At 71.8% G+C, this 23,394-nt stretch carries 24 protein-coding genes and 1 riboswitch; of the genes, 12 read left to right on the top strand and 12 right to left on the bottom strand.

All coding sequences use genetic code 11. From position 1 onward, the window contains the following. Positions 1-61 precede the first annotated feature (61 nt). Positions 62-907: a TIM barrel protein gene (locus ACZ52J_RS17540; protein ID WP_465619751.1), complete on the bottom strand. Its 846-nt coding sequence runs from the start codon at positions 905-907 to the stop codon at positions 62-64. Positions 908-1,122: 215 nt separating this feature from the next. On the opposite strand from ACZ52J_RS17540, the gene ACZ52J_RS17535 reads away from it, so the two are divergent. The 7 genes from ACZ52J_RS17535 (at position 1,123) to ACZ52J_RS17505 (ending at position 7,075) form a co-directional block, all read left to right on the top strand. After that, positions 1,123-1,368 (top strand): thiamine-binding protein, encoded by a 246-nt coding sequence (locus ACZ52J_RS17535; RefSeq protein WP_465620007.1) that lies wholly within the window; start codon positions 1,123-1,125, stop codon positions 1,366-1,368. After that, a complete protein-coding gene (locus ACZ52J_RS17530; protein WP_465619749.1) occupies positions 1,365-1,745 on the top strand; it encodes a helix-turn-helix domain-containing protein in 381 nt (126 codons plus the stop codon). The genes ACZ52J_RS17535 and ACZ52J_RS17530 overlap by 4 nt, the downstream gene beginning before the upstream one ends. 208 nt (positions 1,746-1,953) lie before the next feature. Further along, positions 1,954-2,457 (top strand): 2-oxo-4-hydroxy-4-carboxy-5-ureidoimidazoline decarboxylase, encoded by a 504-nt coding sequence (gene uraD, locus ACZ52J_RS17525; RefSeq protein WP_465619747.1) that lies wholly within the window; start codon positions 1,954-1,956, stop codon positions 2,455-2,457. Positions 2,458-2,566: 109 nt separating this feature from the next. Next, entirely contained in the window at positions 2,567-2,902 is a 336-nt protein-coding gene (gene uraH / locus ACZ52J_RS17520) for a hydroxyisourate hydrolase (RefSeq protein WP_360490017.1), read from the top strand. A gap of 32 nt (positions 2,903-2,934) precedes the next feature. Then, positions 2,935-3,855, top strand: coding sequence for a factor-independent urate hydroxylase (pucL, locus tag ACZ52J_RS17515; RefSeq protein ID WP_465619744.1), 921 nt, complete (start codon positions 2,935-2,937; stop codon positions 3,853-3,855). A 308-nt stretch (positions 3,856-4,163) separates the two neighbouring features. After that, positions 4,164-5,621 (top strand): nucleobase:cation symporter-2 family protein, encoded by a 1,458-nt coding sequence (locus ACZ52J_RS17510; RefSeq protein ID WP_360490021.1) that lies wholly within the window; start codon positions 4,164-4,166, stop codon positions 5,619-5,621. Between the two features lie 68 nt (positions 5,622-5,689). After that, on the top strand, positions 5,690-7,075 hold the full coding sequence (locus ACZ52J_RS17505; protein ID WP_360490023.1) for an 8-oxoguanine deaminase: 1,386 nt from the start codon (positions 5,690-5,692) through the stop codon (positions 7,073-7,075). A gap of 277 nt (positions 7,076-7,352) precedes the next feature. Here the strand turns inward: ACZ52J_RS17505 and ACZ52J_RS17500 are convergent, their stop codons facing one another. Together ACZ52J_RS17500 and aceB are read right to left on the bottom strand one after the other, a co-directional pair. Next, positions 7,353-7,754 (bottom strand): allophanate hydrolase-related protein, encoded by a 402-nt coding sequence (locus tag ACZ52J_RS17500; RefSeq protein ID WP_360490025.1) that lies wholly within the window; start codon positions 7,752-7,754, stop codon positions 7,353-7,355. Positions 7,755-7,899: 145 nt separating this feature from the next. After that, on the bottom strand, positions 7,900-9,552 hold the full coding sequence (gene aceB / locus ACZ52J_RS17495; RefSeq protein WP_465619741.1) for a malate synthase A: 1,653 nt from the start codon (positions 9,550-9,552) through the stop codon (positions 7,900-7,902). Between the two features lie 201 nt (positions 9,553-9,753). On the opposite strand from aceB, the gene ACZ52J_RS17490 reads away from it, so the two are divergent. Next, entirely contained in the window at positions 9,754-10,551 is a 798-nt protein-coding gene (locus tag ACZ52J_RS17490) for an IclR family transcriptional regulator (protein WP_465619739.1), read from the top strand. 317 nt (positions 10,552-10,868) lie between these two features. Then, positions 10,869-11,447, top strand: coding sequence for a hypothetical protein (locus tag ACZ52J_RS17485; RefSeq protein WP_465619737.1), 579 nt, complete (start codon positions 10,869-10,871; stop codon positions 11,445-11,447). A gap of 76 nt (positions 11,448-11,523) precedes the next feature. Here ACZ52J_RS17485 and ACZ52J_RS17480 read toward each other — a convergent pair whose 3' ends face one another. Next, positions 11,524-12,798, bottom strand: coding sequence for a glycoside hydrolase family 16 protein (locus ACZ52J_RS17480; RefSeq protein WP_465619735.1), 1,275 nt, complete (start codon positions 12,796-12,798; stop codon positions 11,524-11,526). A 1-nt stretch (position 12,799) separates the two neighbouring features. Beyond that, a riboswitch (cyclic di-AMP (ydaO/yuaA leader) is annotated at positions 12,800-12,965 on the bottom strand. 606 nt (positions 12,966-13,571) lie between these two features. Here ACZ52J_RS17480 and ACZ52J_RS17475 point away from each other — a divergent pair. Beyond that, complete coding sequence (locus ACZ52J_RS17475; RefSeq protein WP_360490037.1) at positions 13,572-13,901, top strand: phenolic acid decarboxylase; 330 nt, start codon at positions 13,572-13,574, stop codon at positions 13,899-13,901. 67 nt (positions 13,902-13,968) lie between these two features. Here ACZ52J_RS17475 and ACZ52J_RS17470 read toward each other — a convergent pair whose 3' ends face one another. Then, on the bottom strand, positions 13,969-15,111 hold the full coding sequence (locus ACZ52J_RS17470) for an alpha/beta hydrolase (RefSeq protein WP_465619733.1): 1,143 nt from the start codon (positions 15,109-15,111) through the stop codon (positions 13,969-13,971). Between the two features lie 298 nt (positions 15,112-15,409). Further along, positions 15,410-16,030: a TetR family transcriptional regulator gene (locus ACZ52J_RS17465; protein WP_465619731.1), complete on the bottom strand. Its 621-nt coding sequence runs from the start codon at positions 16,028-16,030 to the stop codon at positions 15,410-15,412. A gap of 137 nt (positions 16,031-16,167) precedes the next feature. On the opposite strand from ACZ52J_RS17465, the gene ACZ52J_RS17460 reads away from it, so the two are divergent. Then, on the top strand, positions 16,168-16,932 hold the full coding sequence (locus ACZ52J_RS17460) for an SDR family NAD(P)-dependent oxidoreductase (protein WP_465619729.1): 765 nt from the start codon (positions 16,168-16,170) through the stop codon (positions 16,930-16,932). Between the two features lie 168 nt (positions 16,933-17,100). Here ACZ52J_RS17460 and ACZ52J_RS17455 read toward each other — a convergent pair whose 3' ends face one another. From ACZ52J_RS17455 to ACZ52J_RS17435, 5 genes are all read right to left on the bottom strand, one after another. Beyond that, positions 17,101-17,808 (bottom strand): Pr6Pr family membrane protein, encoded by a 708-nt coding sequence (locus ACZ52J_RS17455; protein ID WP_465619727.1) that lies wholly within the window; start codon positions 17,806-17,808, stop codon positions 17,101-17,103. 163 nt (positions 17,809-17,971) lie between these two features. Then, on the bottom strand, positions 17,972-18,880 hold the full coding sequence (locus ACZ52J_RS17450) for a phosphotriesterase family protein (RefSeq protein WP_465619725.1): 909 nt from the start codon (positions 18,878-18,880) through the stop codon (positions 17,972-17,974). Then, entirely contained in the window at positions 18,877-19,404 is a 528-nt protein-coding gene (locus ACZ52J_RS17445; RefSeq protein WP_465619723.1) for a carboxymuconolactone decarboxylase family protein, read from the bottom strand. Before ACZ52J_RS17445 ends, ACZ52J_RS17450 begins: the two co-directional genes overlap by 4 nt. A 16-nt stretch (positions 19,405-19,420) precedes the next feature. Then, positions 19,421-20,008, bottom strand: a complete 588-nt coding sequence (locus tag ACZ52J_RS17440) for a DUF4865 family protein (RefSeq protein WP_465619721.1) — start codon at positions 20,006-20,008, stop codon at positions 19,421-19,423. A 140-nt stretch (positions 20,009-20,148) separates the two neighbouring features. After that, complete coding sequence (locus ACZ52J_RS17435; protein WP_360490053.1) at positions 20,149-20,715, bottom strand: TetR/AcrR family transcriptional regulator; 567 nt, start codon at positions 20,713-20,715, stop codon at positions 20,149-20,151. 345 nt (positions 20,716-21,060) lie between these two features. Here ACZ52J_RS17435 and ACZ52J_RS17430 point away from each other — a divergent pair, with 345 nt between their 5' ends. Then, the gene (locus tag ACZ52J_RS17430; protein ID WP_465619720.1) at positions 21,061-22,053 is read left to right on the top strand and encodes an aldo/keto reductase; all 993 of its coding nucleotides are present in this window, start codon (positions 21,061-21,063) and stop codon (positions 22,051-22,053) included. A gap of 255 nt (positions 22,054-22,308) precedes the next feature. Here the strand turns inward: ACZ52J_RS17430 and ACZ52J_RS17425 are convergent, their stop codons facing one another. Further along, a complete protein-coding gene (locus tag ACZ52J_RS17425) occupies positions 22,309-23,028 on the bottom strand; it encodes a winged helix-turn-helix domain-containing protein (protein WP_465619718.1) in 720 nt (239 codons plus the stop codon). Positions 23,029-23,394 lie beyond the last annotated feature (366 nt).

Below are 23,394 nucleotides of genomic sequence, written 5' to 3'. Positions count from 1 at the left end.
CGTCGAGTTCCTTACGTGTGCGGGTGGGAGGTCGGGTGGGTCGGCCGAGAGCCGAGTGGCGCTACTCGGCGGCGCGCAGCTCGCGCGGCAGCCACCCGAAGCTGTCGGCGCTGACGCCGGTGGAGGGGCGGTACTCCAGGCCGATCGGGCCCGTGTAGCCGGCGGCGGTGAGCCGGGCGAACAGGTCCTCGAAGTCCAGTCCGCCGGTGCCGGGCTCGTTGCGGCCCGGGTTGTCGGCGATCTGCACGTGGCCGATGCGGTCGGCGTAGGTCTCGATGACCTGCGCCAGGTCCTCGCCGTTCTTGGCCAGGTGGTACAGGTCGCACAGGAACCGGGCGTTGCCCAGGCCGGTGGCGGCGTTGACCCTGTCGACCACCTCGACGGCGGCGGCGGCCGAGACCAACGGGTAGTCCGGGGACTCGGCCTGGTTCAGGGCCTCGATCAGCAGGATCGCGCCGACCTCGTGCGCGGCCTTCGCGGCGAGCACCAGGTTGTCCAGTGCGAGCGCGTCCTGCTCGGCCGCCTCGACGCCCTCGACCCGGTTGCCGTACAGCGCGTTGAGCGCCTTGGTGCCGAGCGAGCCGGCGAGCTCCGCGGCGACCGGGACGTTGGCCCGGAAGCGGTCCCGCTCGGAGGGAACCGAGACGGTACCGCGGGCGCCCTTGCTCAGGTCGTCCAGGAAGTTGAGGCCGGTGAGCCGTACCCCGGCGTCGGTGAACGCCTTGCGGAGTGCGTCGAGCTCGGCCTCGGAGGGGTTGTGCTCCTCCCCGAAGGGCCACCAGAGCTCGGCGGCGGTGAAGCCGGCCGCGGCTGCCGCGGCGGGGCGCTCCAGGAGCGGCAGCTCGCCGAACAGGATCGACAGGTTGACCGTGTAGTGGTGCTTGGCAGCGGCCGTCACGTCAATCACCTCTCATCTCTCTTCCGTCATCCGCAACTTCCACGATCCGGAAGAGGGATTCTGTGTGGTGGAAGCATCTCCGGCCGATGAAGCGAGTGTCAAGGGCGTCGCAACATTTTGTTGAAGACGCTCGGAGGGTGCTCCGCCGCTGGTACCGCGACTGTTCGATCGCCCAGCCCCTGCCCGCCCGCACCCTCGCTGGATACAGTGATCCCGTGCGATTGATGGTGGAGTTCACGACAGAACCGTTCGAACTGGACACGTTCCCGGAGCACGCCGCGGCGGCCCGCAGGGCCGTCGACGACGCCGGCCTGGCCGTGTCGGTCGGCCCCTTCGGGACCGGCGCCGAGGGCGAGGCCGAACAGGTCCTCGCCGCGGTGACCAAGCTGCTCCGGGAGACCTTGGACGCCGGGGCGACCCGGATCTCCGTCCAGGTCAGCGTCCTGGACGAGGAGGGCGGTACGCCGTGACCGAGCACGTGGAACACCCGCTCGCCGCGGCGATGAAGCCGCTGCTGGACGCGGTCGGCGCGACGCCCGTCCCGCTGGACGAGGCCAAGACCGAGGACGTCGTCCTGGAGTGGGAGGGCACGCCGGCGCTGGCCGTCCGACTGCCGCACCTGAGCAGCGCGCTGGACCGACTGCTGGCCGAGATGACCCGCCAGTTCGACGGCCGCCCGCTGGCCGAGCTGGACCGGCTGGAGAAGCAGCGGGTCGTCGCCCTCCTGGAGGAGCGCGGCGCCTTCACCGTCCGCCACGGCGTCGAGACGGTCGCCTCGGCCCTGGGCGTCAGCCGCTTCACGGTGTACAACTACCTGAACCGCCAGGACGGCTCGAAGCCCTCCTGACCGACGGGACTTTCCGAACGGGTGACCCCGCCGGTACGGCCAGTCTGGATCGGCCCGCGGCGGGGCACACTTGGCGAATCGCACACGAAAGGGCCCGGCATCCCGGGCCGGTTCAAAACGTAACCACCAACCGTTCAACAAAGTGTTGACGCCCGGGTGGGGTCGATCTAGCTTTTGCGGGTGGCACCACTCTTCAGGAGGTCCACTCGTGACCAACCACCCCCACGCCCTTGACGCCCTGGCCGCGGCCGATGCCGCGGAGCTGGAGGCGATCCTGCTGGAGGTATGCTCCAGCCCCCGTTGGGCCGCCGCGGTCGCGGAGGCCAAGCCCTGGTCCGACCGCGAGGCCCTGCTCGCCGCCAACGCGGCGGCCATGGCGTCGCTGACGGCCGAGGACCTGCGCGACGCGATGGCCGGCCACGCCCGGATCGGCAAGCCCAAGACGGGCGACGCCACCTCCGAGCGCGAGCAGGCCGGAATCCAGGGCGTGGACCAAGCGGTCCTCGACGAACTGCGCGAGGCCAACACCGCCTACGAGGCGAAGTTCGGCCACGTGTTCCTGATCTGCGCGACCGGCCGCACCGCGGTCGGCATGCTCGCCGCCCTGCGCGAGCGCCACCCCAACGCCGCCGCCACCGAGGCGGAGATCGTCCGCGGGGAGCTGCGCAAGATCAACGACATCCGCCTCAACCGCCTGATCGACGGCTCCTGACCGCACTTCTGACGTACCGTCATGAACAAAGTCGTCGCTCACGCGCCCGGCCAGGTCGCTCGGGAACTGGCGCACCATCACATCTGCCATCAGTAAGGTCACTTCACCCATGACTGGCATCTCCACCCACGTGCTCGACACCAGCCTCGGCCGCCCGGCCGAGGGTGTCCCGGTCGAGCTCGCACTGCACACCGAGGGTGGCTGGCAGGTGCTCGGCACCTCCGCCACGGACTCCGACGGCCGGGTCAAGGACCTGCCGGCCGTGGAGGCGGGCTCGGTCGTCCGGCTGCTCTTCGACACCGGCGCCCACTACGCGCTCAAGTCGTCGGAGCCGCCGTTCTTCCCCGAGGTCTCGATCGTCTTCACGGTCGCGCCCGAACAGCACCACTACCACGTGCCTCTGCTGCTCAACCCGTTCGGATACTCGGTCTACCGCGGAAGCTAGTAGACCGACCTGGAAGCTTTAGGAGCCACGTCATGGCCCACGTGCTCGGTCAGAACCAGTACGGCAAGGCGGAGAACCGCATCGTCCGGATCTCCCGCGACTCCACCCGGCACGAGATCAAGGACCTGAACGTCTCGGTCTCCCTCCAGGGCGAGTTCGAGGACGTCCACCTCACCGGGTCCAACGCCAACTGCCTCCCCACCGACACCACCAAGAACACCGTCTACGCCTTCGCCAAGGAGTACGGCATCGAGTCGGCCGAGGCCTTCGGCATCATCCTGGCGCGCCACTTCGTCGACAACACCGAGCGCGGCGTCGTGCACGGCGCCCGGATCCGGATCGAGGAGTACACCTGGGACCGGATCAAGACGCCGGACAGCTCGGCCCGCTTCATCGGCTCGGAGGAGGTCGGCCACTCCTTCGTCCGCAGCGGCCAGGAGGTCCGCACCACCGAGATCTTCTACGACGGTGAGTCCGTCCAGGTCATCTCCGGCCTGAAGGACCTCGTGGTGATGAACTCCACCAACTCGGAGTTCTGGGGCTACATCAAGGACAAGTACACCACCCTGCAGGAGGCGTACGACCGCATCCTCGCCACCCAGGTGACCGCCCGCTGGAAGTACGGCTACAGCGGCAAGGACGGCGAGGCCCAGCCCAACTGGAACCGCTCCTACGCCCACGTGAAGCGCCACATGCTGGAGGCGTTCGCCGAGACCTACTCCTACTCGCTGCAGCAGACCCTGCACGCGATGGGCACCCGGGTCCTCAACAACCGCGCCGAGGTGGACGAGGTACGCCTCGAGCTGCCCAACAAGCACCACTTCCTCGTCGACCTGGAGCCCTTCGGCCTCAAGAACGACAACGAGGTCTACTACGCCGCGGACCGCATGTACGGCCTGATCGAGGGCACCGTGCACCGCGAGGGCGTCGTCCCGGTCATCCCGGTCGCCTGACCTCCCCCACCACCGTGGACACCGCCCGGAATCGCCGCACCCGCCGGCCCCCTCAGGCCGGTCGAGTCCGGGCGGGCCGGTCCATCCGCACCACCGGCAGCACCTGCGCCATCCGTATCACCCGCACCACCAGTTTCTCCACCCCCACCCACCGGAGTTCGTGTCTGCCTCGCGGCGGCCGGCCCGGGGCACTGGAGAGGCCGGCCGAGGAATCCTTGCACCGCCGTCCCGTCCTCGGCCACATCACCACCAGCCGCACTCCAGCGCCACGGGCGCGCCGGGAGCCACGGGCACAAGAGGGGCTCGACATGGCACCCAGCAACACCAGTACAGACGGCGGTTCCACCCCGGCAGGACCCCCTGGCCCGGACACCTCCACCAGCCTCCCCGGCGAGGAGTCCGGGCCCGGGACCCACCCCGTGGACGAGTTGCTGCCCCCGGTGAAACTGTTCTCCACCGGACTCCAGCACGTCGCCGCGATGTACGCGGGGGTCGTCGCACCCCCGCTCATCGTCGGCGCCGGCGTCGGGCTCTCGCCCGCCGAACTCGCCCTGCTCATATCGGCCAGCCTGTTCACCGCCGGACTGGCCACCCTCCTCCAGACCCTCGGGGTCTGGAAGATCGGCGCGCGACTGCCGTTCGTGAACGGCGTCTCCTTCGCGGGGGTCGCGCCCATGATCGCCATCGCCAACGAACACGGACCGAAGAACGCCCTCCCGGTGATCTTCGGAGCGGTGATCGTCGCGGGGGCCCTGTGCTTCCTCGCGGCGCCGTACTTCTGCAAGCTCATCCGGTTCTTCCCCCCGGTCGTCCAGGGCACCGTGATCACCCTCATCGGGGTGTCCCTGCTTCCGGTGGCGGTCAACTGGGCTCGCGGCGGCTCGCCGAGCGCCCCCGGGTACGGCTCCATGCGGGCCATCGGCCTCGCCGCGATCACCCTCGCCGCGGTGGTGCTCTGCAACCGGCTGCTGCGCGGCTTCTGGCAGCAGCTGTCCCTGCTCGTCGGCCTGGCGTTCGGCACCCTGATCGCCTTCCCGCTGGGGCTGGCCGACTTCGGCGCGGTCCGGGACGCGAAGGTCTTCGCGCTCCCCTCCCCGTTCCACTTCGGCGCGCCCATGTTCGACGCGGCCGCGATCGTCTCGCTCTGCATCGTCATGGTGGTCTCGATGACCGAGTCCACCGCCGACATGCTCGCGCTCGGCAAGATCGTCGACCGCGAGGCCGACGAAACCACCCTCGCCGCCGGCCTGCGGGCCGACGGCCTGGCCACCGCGCTCAGCCCCGTCTTCAACGGCTTCGCCGCCAGCGCCTTCGCCCAGAACATCGGGCTGGTCGCGCTGACGAAGATCCGCAGCCGCTTCGTGGTCGCGGCCGGCGGCGGCATCCTGGTCCTGCTGGGGCTCTTCCCCGTGCTGGGCTCGGTCGTCTCCCTGGTACCGCAGCCCGTCCTCGGCGGCGCCGGGATCGTGCTCTTCGGCACGGTCGCGGCCAGCGGCATCCGCACCCTCGCGGAGGCCGGCATGGAGTCCAGCTCCCACACCATCCTGGTGTCGGTCTCGCTCGGTGTCGGCATCGTCCCGATCGCCGCGCCGACGTTCTACGACTCCTTCCCGGAGGCCGTAAGGACCCTGATGCACTCGGGGATCTCGGCCGGCTGCGTGATGGCCGTCCTGCTCAACCTGCTCTTCCACCACGTCGGAGCCGCCCGCCGGTCCAGATCCGGCGAGGGCTCCGGCGCGACGGTGCCGACGGCGACACCGTCCTGACCGGTCCGGGAGGAGCGCGCCTCGCCCCGACGCGCCCTCCTCCCGGCCCTCCCCCACTAGGAGACACCATGGCAGTCCAGCCCCCGCCCGCCGACCAGCGGATCGTGATCGAGAACGTCGCGATCGCCACCGTCGACGCCAACGACACCGAGTACGCCCGCGGCCACGTGGTCATCCTCGGCAACACGATCGAGTCGGTCGGCGACGGCGCCGCCCCGGCGTGGCTGGACAACGTGGTGCGCCGCATCAACGGCGAAGGCCACCTGATCACCCCCGGCCTGGTCAACACCCACCACCACTTCTACCAGTGGATCACCCGCGGCCTCGCCCAGGACAACATCCTGTTCGACTGGCTGGTCGCCCTCTACCCGACCTGGGCCCGGATCGACGAGAAGCTCGTCCACGCCGCCAGCCAGGGCTCCGCCGCCGCGCTGCTCAAGTCCGGCTGCACCACCGCCTCCGACCACCACTACGTCTTCCCCCAGGACGGCGGCGACGTCCTCGGCGCCTCCATCGAGGCCGTCCAGGAGCTCGGCCTGCGGTTCACCGCGCTGCGCGGCTCGATGGACCGCAGCAAGAAGGACGGCGGCCTGCCGCCGGACCACGCCGTCGAGGAGCTGGACGACATCCTGGCCGCCTCCGAGGCCGCCGTCGACCGGTACCACGACTCCTCCTTCGGCTCGATGCTGCACGTCGCCATCGCGCCCTGCTCGCCCTTCTCGGTCTCCACCGACCTGCTCCGCCAGTCCGCCGAACTCGCCCGCCGCAAGGGCGTCCGGCTGCACACCCACGGCTCGGAGACCGCCGAGGAGGAGCAGTTCTGCAAGGAGCTGTTCGGCATGGGCCCGACCGACTACTTCGAGTCGGTCGGCTGGCTCGGCGAGGACGTCTGGATGGCGCACTGCGTCCACATGAACGACTCCGACATCGCCAAGTTCGCCGAGACCGGCACCGGCGTCGCCCACTGCCCCTCCTCCAACGCCCGCCTCGCCGCCGGCATCGCCCGGGTACCCGACATGCTCCGGGCCGGCGTCCCGGTCGGCCTCGGCGTGGACGGCACCGCCTCCAACGAGTCCGGCGAACTCGGCACCGAGCTGCGCAACGCCCTGCTGATCAACCGGCTGCACGGCTCCCCCACCGCCCTCACCGGACGCCAGGCGCTGCGCCTCGGCACCATGGGCGGCGCCCGGGTGCTCGGCCGGCAGAACGAGATCGGCTCGATCGAGGTCGGCAAGCTCGCCGACCTGGCGCTGTGGAAGATCGACGGGGTCATGCACTCCTCCATCGCCGACCCGATCGCCGCGCTCACCTTCGGCGCCCTGCCGCCGCTGTCAGCGCTGTTCGTCAACGGCAACGCGGTGGTCGAGAAGGGGCAGCTGACCACCGTCAACGAGGACCGGATCGCGCGCGACTGCGCCCGCGCCGCCCGGGAGCTGGCGGCCCGACCGGTCTGACACCCCTCGGACTCCGAGGGCACCCAGGGACGGTGTGCCCCCGGACTCCGCGCACCCCACAGCGGGTGCGCGGACCGCGGCCCCGGACCCACGGCGAGGGTCCGGGGCCGCGGCGTGCCCGGCGCCGACCCGCCCCCACCCCGGCGAGATCGGGGGCGAACTCCGGGCGGGGAGCCTCAGCGAACAGATGACAGACGACAGCGACCAGATGACAGATGACGAAAGTTGTCATCTGTCATCTGGTCGCCGTCATCTGTTCGCTGTCATCCGTCCGCCGTCAGGCCGCGCGCCCGATCGTCGACAGGTAGGTGCGCCAGCCACCGTGGTGGGTGATCTCGCGGTGGACGCCGCGCTCGACTTCGCCCCGGGCGAGCAGCATGGAGAAGCACGCGGAGCCGTCCTCCAGCGTGATCACGCCCAGCTCCAGCTCGCGCGGTTCGCCGGGCAGCACGACGTCCCGCAGCCGCTCCAGGCTGATGTCGTACAGCTCGCCCTCGATGGCGGTGTCGACGTCCGGGTCGGGCAGCAGCCCCGGGCAGACGTCCGTGCCGCCACTGTGGTCGATGGAGAAGAAGCGGTAGCCGGGAGCGGTCCGGGCGGGCCCGATCAGCGCGTCGGCGACCTTGGCGTGGAACGGGCCGCCGACCATCGCCTGGCCGTTGAAGAAGATGCGCGGCATGGGTGAACTCCTTGCGAGGAAAAGGCCGTTCCGTACGGCGATGAGAGGACAGGTGGATTCGTCGCCGTACGGAACGGAGTAACGGGCCGCCGGAGTGCTACAGCCTGGCAGGCGTCAGCGGCGGAGCCGGCGGATTAGATTGGGCTCAGCCCAGCAGGGGAAGCGCGGGGAGGGTCAGGAAGTCCGCGAACTCCTCGGCCAGGGCGACCTGTTCGAAGAGCTGGGCGGCCTCGCGCCAGCGGCCGGCACGGTAGGCATCCTCGCCCAGCTCGGCGAGGAGTTCGGCCAGTTCCGTGGCGACCAGGCTGCGGACCAGTTCGGCGGTGGCCTTCTCGCCGGTGTCGGAGAGCACGACCCCGTTGTGGATCCACTGCCAGATCTGCGAGCGGGAGATCTCGGCGGTGGCAGCGTCCTCCATCATGTTGAAGATGCCGACCGCGCCCATCCCGCGCAGCCAGGCCTCGATGTAGCGGACGCCGACCTGGACGGCGTTGTGCAGTCCCGCGTGGGTGCAGGTGCCGCCGGCGCCGGCGATGTCGAGCAGCTGGGCGGCGGTGACGGGCTCGGACGGGCCGGGGTTGTCCTTCTGGTGGGGCCGCTCGCCGAGCACCGCGTCGAAGGAGGCCCGGGCGACCGGCACCAGGTCCGGGTGGGCGACCCAGGAGCCGTCGAAGCCATTGCCGGCCTCGCGGTCCTTGTCGGCCTTGACCTTCTCGAGCGCGGCCGCGTTGACCTCGGGGTCCTTGCGGCTGGGGATGAACGCGGCCATGCCGCCGATCGCGTGGGCGCCGCGCTTGTGGCAAGTCTGCACCAACAGGCGGGTGTAGGCGGCCATGAACGGCGAGGCCATGGTGACGCTGTTGCGGTCCGGCAGGATGTAGTGCTCGCCGGCGTCGCGGAAGTTCTTGACGATCGAGAACAGGTAGTCCCAGCGCCCGGCGTTGAGGCCGGCCGCGTGGTCGCGCAGCTCGTAGAGGATCTCGTCCATCTCGAAGGCGGCGGTGATGGTCTCGATCAGGACGGTGGCGCGGATGGTGCCGTGCGGGATGCCGAGTGCGGCCTGGGCGTGGGTGAACACGTCGTTCCAGAGCCGGGCCTCGAGGTGGCTCTCGGTCTTCGGCAGGTAGAAGTACGGCCCGGAGTTGGGGTCCTCGGCGCCCTTGGCGAGCAGCCGGGCGGCGTTGTGGAAGAAGTACAGGCCGAAGTCGAGGAAGGCGCCGGCGACCGGGGTGCCGTCGACCAGCAGGTGGCTCTCGTCCAGGTGCCAGCCGCGCGGGCGGACCACGACGGTGGCGAGTTCGGCGGCGGGCTTGAGGGCGTAGGCCTTGCCGGCCGGGGTGGTGAAGTCGATCCGGCCCTCGTAGGCGTCGATCAGGTTGACCTGGCCGCTGACCACGTTCTCCCAGGTCGGGGAGGTGGCGTCCTCAAAGTCGGCGAGCCAGATCCTGGCGCCGGAGTTGAGGGCGTTGATGACCATCTTGCGGTCGGTCGGCCCGGTGATCTCGACCCGGCGGTCCTGGAGGGCGCGGGGCGCCTCGGCGACCTTCCAGTCCCCGGCGCGGATGTCGGCGGTGTCGGGGAGGAAGTCCAGCGTGCCGGCTGCCGCGATCTCGGCGCGGCGGGTCTTCCGCCTGGCCAGGAGCTCTTGCCGGCGGTCCTCGAAGGCGCGATGGAGGCCGACGACGAAGGCGACGGCCTCCGGAGTGAGCACCTCCTCCGCCCGGTGGACGCGCGGACCGGCGACAGTGACGACCGGAGCGGCGGGGGAGGTGCCGACGGGCCCCTGATCTGCAGCCATGAGCAGGACACTCCTAAGACGGTTGAGCCTGGCGAAGGGAGCTCCGGTGGGAACTTCCTCGGGAACTTCCTCGATCGTTACCCGCCTGTCGGCGAGTTCGATTCTGTAAGGTGGAGACTAGTTTCCGCGATACAGAATTTCAACGGTTTGTTGAAGAGGTCGCCGGGACTCTACTCCTCCCCGACAGCGAAGGGAACGCCGGTGGTTGCGACCCCCGACACAGCATCGACGACAGGCTCCGACCGCGCGAGCGGCGGCGTGCAGTCCGTCGAGCGCGCCTTCCAACTCCTGGAGGCGCTGGCCGACGCCGGCGGCGTGGCCACGCTCAGCGAGCTCTCCACCAGTTCCGGCCTCCCGATGCCGACCATCCACCGACTGGTTCGTACCCTCGTCCAGCAGGGCTATGTCCGCCAGGACACCGCGCGCCGCTACACCCTCGGCCCCCGGCTGATCCGCCTCGGCGAGACGGCCGGGCGGCTGCTCGGCAGCTGGGCCCGCCCCTACCTGGCCGAGCTCATGGAGGCCACCGGCGAGACCGCGAACCTGGCGGTACTGGAGGGCGGCGAGGTGGTGTACGTCGGGCAGGTGCAGTCGCGGCGCTCGATGCGGATGTTCACCGAGGTCGGGCGGCGGGTGCAGCCGCACTGCACCGGCGTCGGCAAGGCACTGCTCGCCCAGCTGCCCGAGGACGAGGCGCGCGCCGTCCTCGGCCCCAACCCGCTGCCGGCCCACACCGAGTACACGGTCACCGACCCGCAGGAGCTGCTGCACCAGCTCGCCGAGGCGCGCGAGCGCGGCTACGTGGTCGACGACCAGGAGCAGGAGATCGGCGTCCGCTGCATCGCGCTCGCCGTCCCCGGCGCGCCGACGCCCACCGCGCTCTCGGTCTCCGGGCCGGAGGCCCGCATCCGGGCCCTGGAGGAGCAGGCCGGGGCCGCCTCGCTGGTACCGGTGATGCGCCAGATCGCCGGCCGGCTGGGGCAGGTCCTCGCCCCCTGAGGGCCACCAGCCTGACGCCTCGTCAACCCCCCTTTCCGACACGGGCCGCCGGGCCGACACCGCACGTCCTCCGTTCGAGCGGACGGCGGCGGGGCGGGTCGGGATGCGCCCCGGTCGCGGCGACAGCTCGGCCACCCTGGTGCGGACGCGGCCCGCGACGGTGCGGGCGGCCGAAGCACGAGGGCACGGTGAGCGGCATGGAGCAGCAGGACGTACGGGGCGTCGTAGGAGGTGGCTCGGGATCGCACGGCAGCACTGGGTCTTGCGGTGACACGGGATCGCACGGCAGCTCGAGGGGCAGGAGGTACGGCGGGGCCGTGCTGGTCGCGGCCGTCGTGGCGGGCTGCACGGTGGCGGTGCTGGCCACCAGCCCGTCCTGGGCGCTGCGTCGGCCGGAGCCCCGTCCGGCGGTGGAGGTCGTCGCGCCGGGCGCGCCGACCGCGTCCGCCGTCCCCGAGGTGTCCACCCTGCCCGCCGTGGTCGCCGCGCCGTCCGACTCCGACCTGGAGGTGGTCCGGATCGACCCGGACCCGGCGGCGCCGCCCGGCGGCACCACGACCGTCCACGGCTTCGTCGCGAACAGGGGCCCGGACACCACCGCCTCCCCGTTCACGGTCGTGGTCACCCTGCCGAAGGGCGTCACCCCCGAGGGGCCCTACTACCCCGACAACTGCGAGGTGCTGCAGAACGGCCACCGGGTGCGCTGCGTCTTCGGGCCCGGGCTGCCGCCGCTGCGCACCGCGACCGCCCTCGTCCCGGTCCGTCTGGACCCCGACCTGCCCCTGGGAAAACTGAGCGGCGGCTGGGTCGCGGTGCGCAGCGCGGACGACCGGGACGAGAGCAACAACCGGCAGCCGTTCGACATCACGGTGGTCGAGACGGCTGCCGGTTCCTGAGCCACGTCGTCCCACCGGGCGCCGGGCGCCGGCGAGCGGCTGCCGGCTTGCGGCGACCGGTGAGACGTCCTACCGGTTAGCGGTAGACGCGGACGTAGTCGGCGGCCATGGTGATCGGAGCGGTCCCCTGCGGCGCGGGGTGGTACTGCCCCGCGCACACCGAGAGGTTGAGGATCAGGTACGCCGACCAGTTGGCGCCGACGCCCTTGCCGTCCGAGAAGACCTTGACGCCGTTGACGTACCAGTCCACCGAGTTCGCGCCGTAGTAGGTGCCGATGGTCACCCACTGGTCCTTCGCGATGGCGCTCGCGTCGGTGTAGTACTTCGGGTTGCCGGGGTTGACGTGGTTGGTCAGCTCCAGCAGGTTCGGGTTGTCGGGGTGGTACTCGAAGGAGTCGATCTCCCCGCTGCCGTTCTTCCAGGTCCACAGGGCCGGCCAGGCGCCGGTGCCCGCGGGCAGCTTGACCCGGGTCTCGGCGTAGTCGCCGGTCTTGACCTGGAAGCCCTCGCTGGAGCCCTCGGTGGTCAGGAAGCCGGTGTTCCAGGACTGCTTGCCGTTCTCCAGGGCCGGGCCGCCCGGGGCGGCGGTGAAGGTGGCGACCCCGTTGGCGACGCTGACGTTGTTCTTGTTCAGCCAGTCCAGCTTGTTGTCGTCCGGGTTGTGGTTCCCGTACTTGTACGAGGTGCTCTTGTCGCCGACCCAGCGCTGGCCCCAGGAGATCGAGCCGTTGAACTCGTCCGACCAGGTCAGCGACTTGCCGGCGACCAGGGAGGACGGCGCGGGGGCGGTCGGGCTGGCCGTGGCGCTCGGGGTCGGCGTGGGGGTCGGGGTCGGCATGGAGGTCGGCGCCGGGGTGGCGGTGGCCGTCGGGGCCGGGGTGGCGGTGGCCGAGACCACCAGCTGCTGCGAGGGCAGGTTGTGCCAGACGCCGCCGAGGTCCTGCCAGAAGCCGAACTGGGTGTACGTCCCGGCGGGCAGGGTGCGCGCGCCGCTGGTGAAGTTCACGCCGCTCGGGCAGATCTGCACGTTGGAGGCGTTGCCGGGGAAGTCGAGGTTGGTGCCGCGCGCGTCCCGCACGCCCACGCCGACGGTCTTCGCGGTGAAGCAGGCCGAGGAGTGCAGGCCGAGCGAGGCGGTGCCGGCCTTGCCCGCGACCATGGTGGCGGGGGCGAGCCGGTCCTGGGTGACGGTCGGCGCGGTGGCGGCCTGGGCACTGCTCACGGACGGCAGTCCGAACAGGCCGGCGCCGCTGATGGCGAGCGCCCCCGTGGCGGCGAAGGCGGCGTTGCGGCCGCGGCGGGAGGGGCGGGCGTGGCGCGGCGTGGCGCGCCGGACAGCAGGCTGGGGCATGAGCGGACCTCTGCGACGCCTGCGAGGTTAGCTGTCGGGTTCGGGCTGCAGTTGGCCCGGCCGCCTGTGGAACGGCTTCACCCCTAGCCACGACCCGTACGCGTGAGCGCGCGGGCCGGGCGCCGACCTTGGTTCCCCCACTCCCGTCCGCGTGGTGCTCGGTGACCCGCCGACGGGTGGACGGGACTCGGCGTCCCGGCGGCGGGGTCCGCGAGGGCGGACGACCGTTGCAGGCTAGGCAGGCTGTGCGTGAACGGACAACTCCGTCGGTCCGGTTGTCGTGCAGCTCACAGCGGTGTCAATCAACGACGCTGTGTGGCGGCCGAGTTGATCAATCCCCCGGCCCGGCCGGATGCCTGTCCTGGTTCCTGGCCGGGTGCCCGTCCGGGTGCTCGGCCGAAGGCCTGGCGGGACGGTCAGCCGAGCCAGGCGTCGACCTGGCTCTCGGCCTCCGGCGCCCAGGCCAGCTCCAGGCGGTCGAGGCCGCTCAGCAGCCGGGTGCCGCCGACCGTCGCGATGCCGGTGGTGTGGACGGGCGTGGTGGGGGTGCGTCTCGCTGGGGTGAGTCTCGCAGGGGTGCGTCTTATGGGTGGACGGTAGGACCGGAGCGCGGCGGGTGTCCATGTGCCGGTCGCACCCCCCGGCGGGCGGCGCGGTGGCGATCCGTACCGTGGCAAAGATCTGACCGACTGCACCCGGTCGGATAAATTGGAGGCCTGACATTTCCGCAGTGCACAAGAGCACCAAAGCCCGAAACGAGGAGCCGCCCCACCATGATCGCGTCCCTGCCCGCCTTCGCCGGCCGCACCTACGTCTTCCGGGCCGACAACGGCGCGGCCTTCCGCAACACCTACTCGGCCGACGGCACGCGGCTGCGCTGGGAGGGCCTCGGCGAGTCCGCGGGCCAGTGGGAGGACGTGCGGCTGCACGTCGCCGAGGTCGCACCGGAGATCTACTTCGTCAGCTGGACGGAGCAGAGCGGGATCACCGTCAGCCATGTGATGGACCTGAACAAGCTGACGGTGCGGGCCTTCTGGACCTTCGAGGGCGAGGGCGGCCGGGTCGGCCAGCTGCACACCGGTTCGCTGGAGCGGGTGGCCTGAGACCTGTGACGGCCGGACCCCCGACCCGCGGCTGGGCCCCGGGGTCCGGCCGATAAGCGGCCGGTCGTCAGGCGGTCGGGTTCGGCACCGCAAGGTGCTGGGACAGCCACTCCAGCGAGGACGGCAGCAGCGCGCTCCAGGTCTCGAAGTTGTGGCCGCCGTTCTCGAGCATGCTGTACGAGACCTTCATCGGGCTCCGCGCCGCCTCGACGAAGGCCTCGGTCTCCCGCCGGTAGTCGCCGTCGCCCTTCTTGGTGCCCGCCAGCAGCACGGACACGTTGGGCTGCGGCAGGTTCTTCAGCCGCCACATCAGGTTGGCCTCGTCGCGGCGCTGCTTGCTGCCGCCGAACAGGTCACCGGTGGTCGGGTCGTCGGCGGCGTCGTAGTAGGCCGAGAGCGCGACGGCGGTCGGGAACACGTCGGGGTGGCGCATGGCCAGCTTGAGCGCGCAGTAGCCGCCGGTCGAGTTGCCCATGAAGGCCCAGGCCTGCGGGTCGGACGAGACCCGGAAGCTGGCCTGGATCGCCGAGGGCACGTCCTTGGTGAAGTACGTGTCGGACTGCGGGCCGTTCGGGATGTCCTCGCACTCGGTGTCCTGCGGCAGCGCGGGCGAGGGGCGCATCAGGATCAGGACGGTCGGCTGCATCCGGCCTTCCTGCAGCAGCTTGAGCGCCGCGCCCGGGTAGTTGAAGCGGGTGATCAGGTTCTCGGCGATTCCTGGGAACCCGGTGCTGACGATCACGGCCGGGAACTTCCTCTGCGCGTACTCCGGCTGGAAGTACTGCGGGGGCAGGTAGACGTAGCTCTCGGTGGACAGCCAGCTGACCGCACCGTCGATCCGGACCTTGCGGATCTCGCCCGACTGGCTGGGCTCGCGGCCCACCGCACCGCCGCCCTTGACCGAGGCGTGGCCGATCGTCTCCACCAGGAGGCGACCGGAGGCGTCCGCCTTGTTGTGGATCACCACCGGGCCGGTGTCACCGGTGCCCAGCAGGTCGTCCCAACTGCTGTAGAAGGCGAAGTAGTTGTTCGCCACCAGGCCGAGCGCCGCGAGCACCGCGAACTGGGTGGCGAGCAGCGTGCCGATCCGGCCGAGCACCGCCTGCCAGGTCGTCCTGGCCATCCTGGGCCACAGCCAGACCGTGCCCCCCATCACCACGACGGCGATCAATACGGTCAGCGCCAGCACCTTGTGGCTCGTCAGACCCATGTCCTACTTGCTCCCACGCCTCGAACTCCGGACCCCTCCGCTGGGGACATCCGAGGAGGTCACCCCGGTTCCCCTGCCAGGGCGCAATGATCAACCCTAGCGCCAGCTGGGAGAACGCTGATGGCGGGCTGGGAGGTCGCGGGGAACGGCCGACGGCTTTCAACCGACAGAGTTCAGATGACAGATTTCGAAATCTGTCATCTGACATCTGAACCCTGAACCCTGTCAGCTGCTCGCCGTCACCCGCCAACCGCCGGGCGCGGCAGCCACCACGCCCCACGCCCGACGCACCCCCGGCTCAGGACACCCGCTCCCAGAGCCGCAGCCCCGCCGTGAGCTCGCGCATGCAGCGGGCGCCCAGGTCGCGCGGGGAGCCCGGGCCGACGGCGGGGGCGTCGGAGGAGGCCCACTGCTCCAGGGCCACCCGGATCGCCGCTGTCGCGGCGGCGGCGGCCAGCCGGATCTCCAGCGGATCGGTGCCCTCCGGGCAGCGGTCGGCGAGGACCGCGCGCAGCCGCACCTCCGAGTCGGCGTGGACGCGCTGCCAGGCACCTTCCAGGCTCGGGTCGCGCAGCAGGCTGCGGGTCCACTGCATCATCTCGGCACCCGCCTCGTCGGCCGGCGTCAGCGACGCGACCGCCGCGCTCTCCAGCGCCTCGCGCAGCGGCAGGTCGGCCGAGCTCTCGGCGAACCGGTCGACCCACTGCCGTCCGCCCGCCGCGAGCAGCGGGGCGACGGCATCCTCCTTGACGGAGAAGTACCGGTAGAAGGTGCGCAGCGAGATGCCTGTGGCGAGGGCGATCTCCTCGGCGGTGGTGGCCTCCGCCCCCTTTTCGGCGAAGAGCGCGGCGGCAGCGCGGGCGATCTCCAGCCGGGTGGCGTCACGGCGGCGCTGGTTCAGGGTCGGGCGTCCGGTCACGGGGTCAGCCTACGCGGATGGGTGCCATTCTGGCGCGTCATGCCGAGATGACTCATCAAGCCTCATTGGCACAACGTGCCACTTGGGCGTACCGTGCCTCTTGAGGTCGAGAGACCACGAACGAACGGAGTACCACCATGGAGCGCTTCAGCGGACGGAACGTCCTGATCACCGGCGGCGGCTCGGGCATCGGCCGGGCGACCGTGCACCGGATCCTCGCCGAGGGCGGCAAGGTCGTCGCCGTCGACGTCAACGAGGACGGCCTGAAGAAGACCCTGGACCGCGCGACCGCCGACGGCACCGCGGACCGCCTGACCATCCGGGTCCTGGACATCTCCGACGAGGCCGCCGTCGTCGCGGGCGTCGCCGAGGCGATCGCCGACCTGGGCGGCCTGGACGTCCTGGTCAACGCGGCCGGCATCCTCCGTGCCTCGCACACCCACGAGACCACCCTGGAGTTCTGGAACACGCTCCTCGCGGTGAACCTGACCGGCACCTTCCTGATGACCCGCGAGGCGCTCCCCGCACTGCTCGCCGGCGGCAAGGGCGTGGTGGTCAACTTCAGCTCCACCTCCGCGAGCTTCGCCCACCCCTACATGGCCGCGTACGCCGCGACCAAGGGCGGCATCCAGTCGTTCACCCACGCCATCGCCTCGGAGTACTCGAAGCAGGGCCTGCGCGCGGTCTGCGTCGCCCCGGGCAGCATCGACAGCGGCATGACCAACAACCCCGGCCTGCCCGCCGACGCCGACTTCAGCCTGCTCGCCAAGCTCTCCCCCGCCCTCGGCCAGGGCTTCGCGGGCCCGGGGACGGTGGCCGGCGTGATCGCCATGCTCGCCTCCGACGACGGCGCCTTCGTCACCGGCACCGAGCTCCGCATCGACGGCGGCACCCACATGTGACCGCCCGCCCCCGCCGCCCCGAACGGCGGGGCCTGTGCCGTCCCCTGTACGGCACAGGCCCCGCTTCGGCGTTTCGCCCGCTGCCGGAAGGCCTCGATGCTGCGTCGGCGGCCGTGAGGGTCCGGAGCGTCACCACGGCCGTCACCACGGGAGCGTGTTCGGCCCTCGTCAGCCCGTTCCGGCACGGGCGTGACGGCCCCTCGGGACCGCGCCGTCGCGGGCGTCGCGGTGCGCGGCGAGCGCGTTGCCCACGGCGGCGACCGCGGCGCCGACGAGGACGAAGGCCACCGCCGTCAGGAAGCAGGCCCCGGCCACCCGGCGGTAGCCACCGTGCAGGGTGGGGTCGAGGAACGGGTACGGGTACCAGTCGACGGCGTGGCCGCGCAGCAGCGCGTACACCAGGTACAGCAGCGGGAACGCCATCCAGCCGAGCACCACGACCGGGCGGACGCGCCGGGCGGGCGGGTCGATCAGCCAGTCGGCAAGCACGACGAGCGGGATCGCGCGGTGCAACACGTCGTCCGCCCACGGGATCACCAGCTGCTCCGGGTACTTCGCCAGCAGCGTGCCGTAGACCAGTCCGGTGATCACCAGGTAGAGCACGACCGCCCCGCGCACCTCGTCCGGCACCGGGCGGCGGCCGGTCAGGCCCGCCCAGCCGCCGTAGCCCAGGACGGCGACCACGGCGAGGTTGCCCAGGTTGGTGAAGTAGCTGAAGAAGTTCACCACCCCGGTGGGGTCCGTCGCCGCGCGGTAGCCGGAGAAGCAGAGGGCGACGGCGACGAGGGCCGCGACGGCGAGCCGGGCGGGTGCGAGCCACGGGTAGGTCGACGGTGCGGCGGTCGATGGTGCGGCCGCCGTCGATGGTGCGGGCATCGTCGAGTCCGCCTCTCTGGGGGCGCCCCTCCGGCAGGAGGGCTACTCGGATTCAAACCCGGGCGGGAGCAGTCGGCCACAGGAGCGGGAACGGGCTCGGAAGCCTGCCAGGGCTCGAGGGTCCGCCCAGCTCAGGGCCTGCCGGGCTCAGGGCCTGCCGGGCTCACGGGGTGCGCCAGTCGGCGGCGAAGGCGGCGGCCGGGTTGGTGGTGAGGAGCAGCTCGGGCAGTTCCGAGCCGTAGGCGCGGGCGAGCCGTGGGGCGAGATCGGTGAGCAGGCGGGTCGGACCGCCGGCCTGCCGGGCGGTACGGGTCGTGGTGTCGGCGCCCAGGAGCAGCTGGTCGGCGTGGCCCGCGTCGACCAGGTCGGCGATGACGTCGAAGGCCTGGAGGTCGGTCGGGTGGCCGATCCGGGAGGGGCTGTCCAAGGCGAGGTGGACGCCCTCGGCGGCGAGGCTGCGGTACGTGGCGCGGTCGGGGAACCGGGTGAGGTGGCCGAAGATGATCCGGTCGGGCCGGACCCCGTCGCGGCTGCTGAGCCGGGACAGGACCTCGTGCGGATCACCGTCGGGTTCGAGGTGGACGGCGATCGGGGCGCCCGTGGCGTGGTGCGCTTCGGCGGCCGCGGCCATCGTCCGACGGGTGTGCGCGGTGGTGCGGCCCGCGTCGTCGGCGACCTTGATCAGACCGGCGCGGGCGCTCTCGGATGCACCCGGCAGTCCGGTGGTGAGCTCGGCGACGAAGCGTTCGGCGAGGTCCGCGTACGGGACGGGGCCGGCCGCGTAGTGGGCCGCCTGGTGTGCGCCGGTGGCGGCGACGATGTGGACGCCGGTCGTGCGGGAGAGGGTGGCGAGCGAGTCCGCGCCCCGGCCCATGCCGAACGGGGTCCACTGGACGAGGGTGCGGCCGCCGGCGGCGGCGTAGGCGCGCAGGACCTCCTCGGCGGCAGCCGGATCGTCCAGCTCCTGCCCGGGGAGCAGCGGGCTGCGGATGAAGAGGTGGTCGTGGGAGTCCGTGACGCCGAGTTCGGCGGGGTCGAGGTCGCCCAGGACGGTGCGGACGGTGCGGCTCATGCCTGCTCCTCGGTGAGGTCGCTGACTGCGGTGGCGCCGGTGGCTGCGGTGGTGTCGGTGGTGTCGGTGGCTGCGTTGACGGCGGCCTCGGTTGCCTCGGTTGCCTCGGTGGCTTCGGTGGCTTCGGCGAAGGTCGCGGTCGCGACGCGCAGGCCGGCGAGGGCCTTGGGGACGCCGACGTAGGGGGCGAGGTGGACGATGACCTCGGTGATCTCCTCCTTCGTCAGGCCGATCCGCCGGCTGTAGCGCACGTGGTCGGCGAGCTGGGGTTCCACCCCGCCGAGGGCGGTGAGGGCGGCCAGGTTGGCGATCTGGCGGTCGCGCAGGGCGAGGCCGGGGCGCTGGTAGGTGCCGCCGAAGAGGCTGGTGACGATCCAGTCGGGGAAGCCGGGGGCGAGGGCGTCCAGCCCGCCGAGGGTGCCGGCGGCGGCCGGCCCGGCGAGGTCGGCGAGCAGGGCGTAGCCGGCTTCGCGGTCGAGCGGGGCGGGGGCGAGGTCGTTCGGCGGCAGCGGCACGGAAGTCATCGGGGCGTGGGGCCTTTCAGAAGTGGCGTCCGGCCGGCAGCCGGTCGAGTTCGGGTCGGGAGAGGTGCAGCACCTGGTAGCGGGCGCCGGGCGCGTCCTCCGGGGCCGGGCCGTGCCAGAGGGCGAATCGGAGCAGTTCCCAGCGGCTCGGGTCCACGGCGACGGCGGCGGTGTGCAGGGCCGGGTGCGTGGGGAGTTCGGCGAGCGCCCGCTCGACGGCTTCGGCCGGGTCGGCGGTTTCCGGCAGCCGTACGGTGTCGCGGGTGGCGGTGGTCGGGGCGGTCTCCCGCGCGTCGGTCGCACCGCCGTGGCCCAGTCCCGCTCCGAGCCAGTGGTGGACGGCCGGGCGGCCGAAGTCGGCGCTCAGACCGCGGAAGGCCGGGCCCCAGAGGAAGCTGTTCATGCCCTCGGCGGTGCGCCAGAGGTAGAACGGCGCGTACTGGTTGACCGGCGCCCCCTGGAGACCGCGCTCCCGGACCAGGTACGCCTTGAGGCCGAGGCCCGGGTAGGCGTCGAGCAGGTGGCCCTTGTCGGCGACGCGTTTGCGGATGATGCCCATGTCGTAGTCGGCGGGGAGGGTGATCTCGTACTGCATGGCGTGCACGGCGGGGCTCCTCGGGGTCGGTGCGCGGCGTCGGGCTGTCGGTCCTGTTCGTTCCGTTCGGGCTGCCGGCCCTGGTCGTGTGGTCGGCCTCTTGGCCGAGCCGGCCCGGTTGGCTCTTCGGGCCCGGTTCGCTCTGTTCGTCAGGCCGTTCGGTGTGCCGCGAGCAGGCCGAGGGCGCCGCGGACGGCCTGGTCGAACGGCTCCGCGCTGTCCGCGGCGCGGGCCAGGACGTAGCCGCCCTGGACGACGGCGACCACGGCGGCGGCGGTGTCGGCCGGGTCGAGGGCGGGGGCGAACTCGCCGCCGGCCTGGCCCTCGGCGACCAGGTCGGCGATCCGGCCGCGCAGCCAGTCGAAGGTCTCCTCGACGGGGGCGCGCAGCTGCGGGTCGGCGACCACGTCCGGATCCTGGGCCATCCGGCCCATCCGGCAGCCGCGCAGGACGTCACGGTCCCGGCGCAGGTACGCGGCGATGCGGTCGTACGCGCTGCCGGGGGCGGCGAGGTCGGCCTCGGCGATGCCCCGCATCTGCTCGGCGCTGCGGCGCAGGGCGGCGGCGGCGAGGTCGGGCTTGCCGGTGAAGTGGTGGTACATGCTGCCCTGGCCGACGCCGGAGCGCTGCTGGATGGCCTTGGGGCTGGTGCCGACGTAGCCGCGCTCCCAGAGGAGTGCCTGGGTGCTCTCGATGAGGCGTTCCTGGGTGCTCATGTGGATCACTGTACATACCAGTAGGTACAGAATGCCAGTGGTATGCCGGATCGGGTTCAGGATCGGGCTTCCGGATCGACTTCCAGGAGCCTTCGACGGCCGCCCGATGGTTGAGGGCCGTGCGCCGCCCCCCGGCGGCCACGACCCCTCGACGGTTCGTCATCCCCCTTGCCGCCGGGCGGCATTCCGCCGCGATCGGTGGCGCGCGTCACGTCACGCACGGTTGCCGGCGTCACGCCGGACAGGGCGCGCACGGCGCGCTGCGCGGGCGGGCGGGCGGCGGATCAGTGGTTACGGGAACGGCAAGGGCTTGATCGGCCGGGGCCGGCTGGCAGGATGTCCGACATGAGCTACCTCGCCGCGGATGACCGCTACGCCTCGATGACCTACCGGAAGGCCGGCCGCAGTGGCGTCCAGCTGCCCGCCGTCTCGCTCGGGCTCTGGCACAACTTCGGTGACACCCAGCCGCTGGAGGTGCAGCGGGCGGTGCTGCGCCGGGCCTTCGACCGGGGCGTCACGCACTTCGACCTGGCGAACAACTACGGGCCGCCGTACGGCAGTGCCGAGCGCAACTTCGGCTACCTGTTCGCCCAGGACTTCCGGCCGTACCGCGACGAGCTGTTCATCGCGACCAAGGCCGGCTGGGACATGTGGCCCGGCCCGTACGGCAACGGCGGCAGCCGCAAGTACCTGCTGGCCAGCCTCGACCAGTCGCTGGACCGGATGGGACTGGACTACGTCGACGTCTTCTACTCGCACCGCTACGACCCGGACACCCCGATCGAGGAGACGATGGGGGCGCTGGACAGCGCGGTGCGCTCGGGCAAGGCGCTGTACGCCGCGATCTCCAACTACCCGGCGGAGCAGCACCGGGAGGCGGTGGCGATCCTGCGGGAGCTGGGGACGCCGGTGCTGCTGAACCAGTCGGCGTACTCGATCCTCAACCGGCACGTGGAGGAGGCCGGGGTGCTGGACGCGGTGGGCGACACCCAGACCAGCCTGATCGCCTACTCGCCACTGGCCCAGGGACTGCTGACGGACCGCTACCTCTCCGGGGACGTACCGGCCGGCTCGCGGATGTCGGTCGGGAAGTTCCTGACCCAGGAGGCGCTGACCGGGCCGAAGCTGGAGCAGCTGCGGGCACTCGACAAGATCGCCGAGGGGCGCGGGCAGACGCTGGCGCAGCTGGCGCTGTGCTGGGTGCTGCGGGACCCCCGGGTGGTGTCGGTGATCATCGGCGCGAGCAGCGTGGCCCAGCTGGACCAGAACCTCGACGCGCTGGCCGGCGGGCCGCTGACGGCGGAGGAGCTGGCGGAGATCGACCGGCTGAGCCGCTGAGCCCGCGTTACTGAGGCGCCGAGCTGCTCGGTCTCTGCGGCGGAAGGTGACGATTGACAACTGACAGCTGACAGATTTCGAAATCTGTCAGCTGTCAGTTGTCAGCGACGGTCGACGCACCCGGATACCGGGCTGGGCCTGCACCGTCCGCTGCACTCCACAGCGCCCGGAAGGCCATCAATAGCCCTGCGGCGGCGGGCTGCTCGTCCGTTCGGAACGTACGGGCGGCCCGCCGCCACAGTCGGCAGTCGGTGATCAGACGGCGGCCGGGTTGTACTTGTAGCCGACCCGACGGACCGTCACGATCGTTTCGCGGTAGGCGGGTCCGAGCTTGCGGCGCAGACGGGCGACGTGCACGTCGACCGTCCGGCCGTCCCCGACGTGGCCGTAGCCCCAGACCGCGGAGACCAGGTGGTCCCGACTGTGCACCCGCTGCGGGTGCTCGGTGAGGTGGGCCAGCAGCTCGAACTCCAGGTAGGTGAGGTCGAGCAGCCGCCCGTCGACGTACGCGTTGCGCCGCTCCGCGTCGACGGTGATGCCGCGCCCGGCCGCACGCACCGGGCGGACACCCGCCGGAGCCGACGCCCCAGGCAGTCCGGCGGCTCCGGACCACCCGACAGCTCCGGGCAGTCCGGCAGTCGCGGGCACGACGGGCGCATCGGGCGCACCGGGCAGGCCCGGGCCACCCGCCGCCGGACTATCGGTCGGCACCAGCACCAGGTACCCGACCATCGGGCTCCCGTTCGCGCCACCGAACTGCGCGCCGTACTGGGCGAGCAGACCCTGCGGCAGCACGCCCTGCGGCAGGGCGGCGACGACGGTCGCCCCCTCCGGCAGCGCGGCGATCAGCGCGTGCGGGGCCGGCGGGACAACCGTGCCCGGCTGCGGCGCTACGGCGGTCGTCGGACCACCGGCCGGGCGGGCCGGGCCGGTGTGCGGCGGGCGGAGCGCCGCCCCGGGCCATCGGTCGGCCACCGAAGCCGGGGCGACGGACGGACCGGCGGACGGACCGACGGACGACCCCGCGACCCAGGCCGAGCCGGCGGCACCGGGAACGGCGGATGGAACAGGTGACGGAACGGAGGACGGAACAGGCGGAACGGACGGAACAGAGGGGACCGTCGGAACCGAGCGGACCGCGCGCAGGTGCGGGGTCGCGGTGGGCAGGGGCAGGGTGGCCGTGGAGGAAGAAGACATGGTGTGCCGCTCATTTCGCGCGTGACGGACGGGGTGGAGTCGTCTGCGCGTCGACCGGGCGTACTGCCGGGGCTGGACCGGACTGAACCGGGTCAGCGGGCGGAGAGCCGGGACGCGCTGGGCGAGCCCGGACACGTCTGATCG

The organism is Kitasatospora sp. NPDC034035 (assembly GCF_055575755.1).
This window is presented reverse-complemented; position numbering and strand designations above follow the sequence as displayed.

Excerpts from the sequence above, each read along its gene's own strand:
- ACZ52J_RS17535 (WP_465620007.1), top strand. The coding sequence starts at position 1,123 with ATGGTGGAGTTCACGACAGAACCGTTCGAACTGGACACGTTCCCGGAG.
- uraH (WP_360490017.1), top strand. The coding sequence starts at position 2,567 with ATGACTGGCATCTCCACCCACGTGCTCGACACCAGCCTCGGCCGCCCG.
- pucL (WP_465619744.1), top strand. The coding sequence starts at position 2,935 with ATGGCCCACGTGCTCGGTCAGAACCAGTACGGCAAGGCGGAGAACCGC.
- ACZ52J_RS17510 (WP_360490021.1), top strand. The coding sequence starts at position 4,164 with ATGGCACCCAGCAACACCAGTACAGACGGCGGTTCCACCCCGGCAGGA.
- ACZ52J_RS17505 (WP_360490023.1), top strand. The coding sequence starts at position 5,690 with ATGGCAGTCCAGCCCCCGCCCGCCGACCAGCGGATCGTGATCGAGAAC.
- ACZ52J_RS17500 (WP_360490025.1), bottom strand. The coding sequence starts at position 7,754 with ATGCCGCGCATCTTCTTCAACGGCCAGGCGATGGTCGGCGGCCCGTTC.
- aceB (WP_465619741.1), bottom strand. The coding sequence starts at position 9,552 with ATGGCTGCAGATCAGGGGCCCGTCGGCACCTCCCCCGCCGCTCCGGTC.
- ACZ52J_RS17480 (WP_465619735.1), bottom strand. The coding sequence starts at position 12,798 with ATGCCCCAGCCTGCTGTCCGGCGCGCCACGCCGCGCCACGCCCGCCCC.
- ACZ52J_RS17475 (WP_360490037.1), top strand. The coding sequence starts at position 13,572 with ATGATCGCGTCCCTGCCCGCCTTCGCCGGCCGCACCTACGTCTTCCGG.
- ACZ52J_RS17470 (WP_465619733.1), bottom strand. The coding sequence starts at position 15,111 with ATGGGTCTGACGAGCCACAAGGTGCTGGCGCTGACCGTATTGATCGCC.
- ACZ52J_RS17460 (WP_465619729.1), top strand. The coding sequence starts at position 16,168 with ATGGAGCGCTTCAGCGGACGGAACGTCCTGATCACCGGCGGCGGCTCG.
- ACZ52J_RS17455 (WP_465619727.1), bottom strand. The coding sequence starts at position 17,808 with ATGCCCGCACCATCGACGGCGGCCGCACCATCGACCGCCGCACCGTCG.
- ACZ52J_RS17450 (WP_465619725.1), bottom strand. The coding sequence starts at position 18,880 with ATGAGCCGCACCGTCCGCACCGTCCTGGGCGACCTCGACCCCGCCGAA.
- ACZ52J_RS17445 (WP_465619723.1), bottom strand. The coding sequence starts at position 19,404 with ATGACTTCCGTGCCGCTGCCGCCGAACGACCTCGCCCCCGCCCCGCTC.
- ACZ52J_RS17435 (WP_360490053.1), bottom strand. The coding sequence starts at position 20,715 with ATGAGCACCCAGGAACGCCTCATCGAGAGCACCCAGGCACTCCTCTGG.
- ACZ52J_RS17430 (WP_465619720.1), top strand. The coding sequence starts at position 21,061 with ATGAGCTACCTCGCCGCGGATGACCGCTACGCCTCGATGACCTACCGG.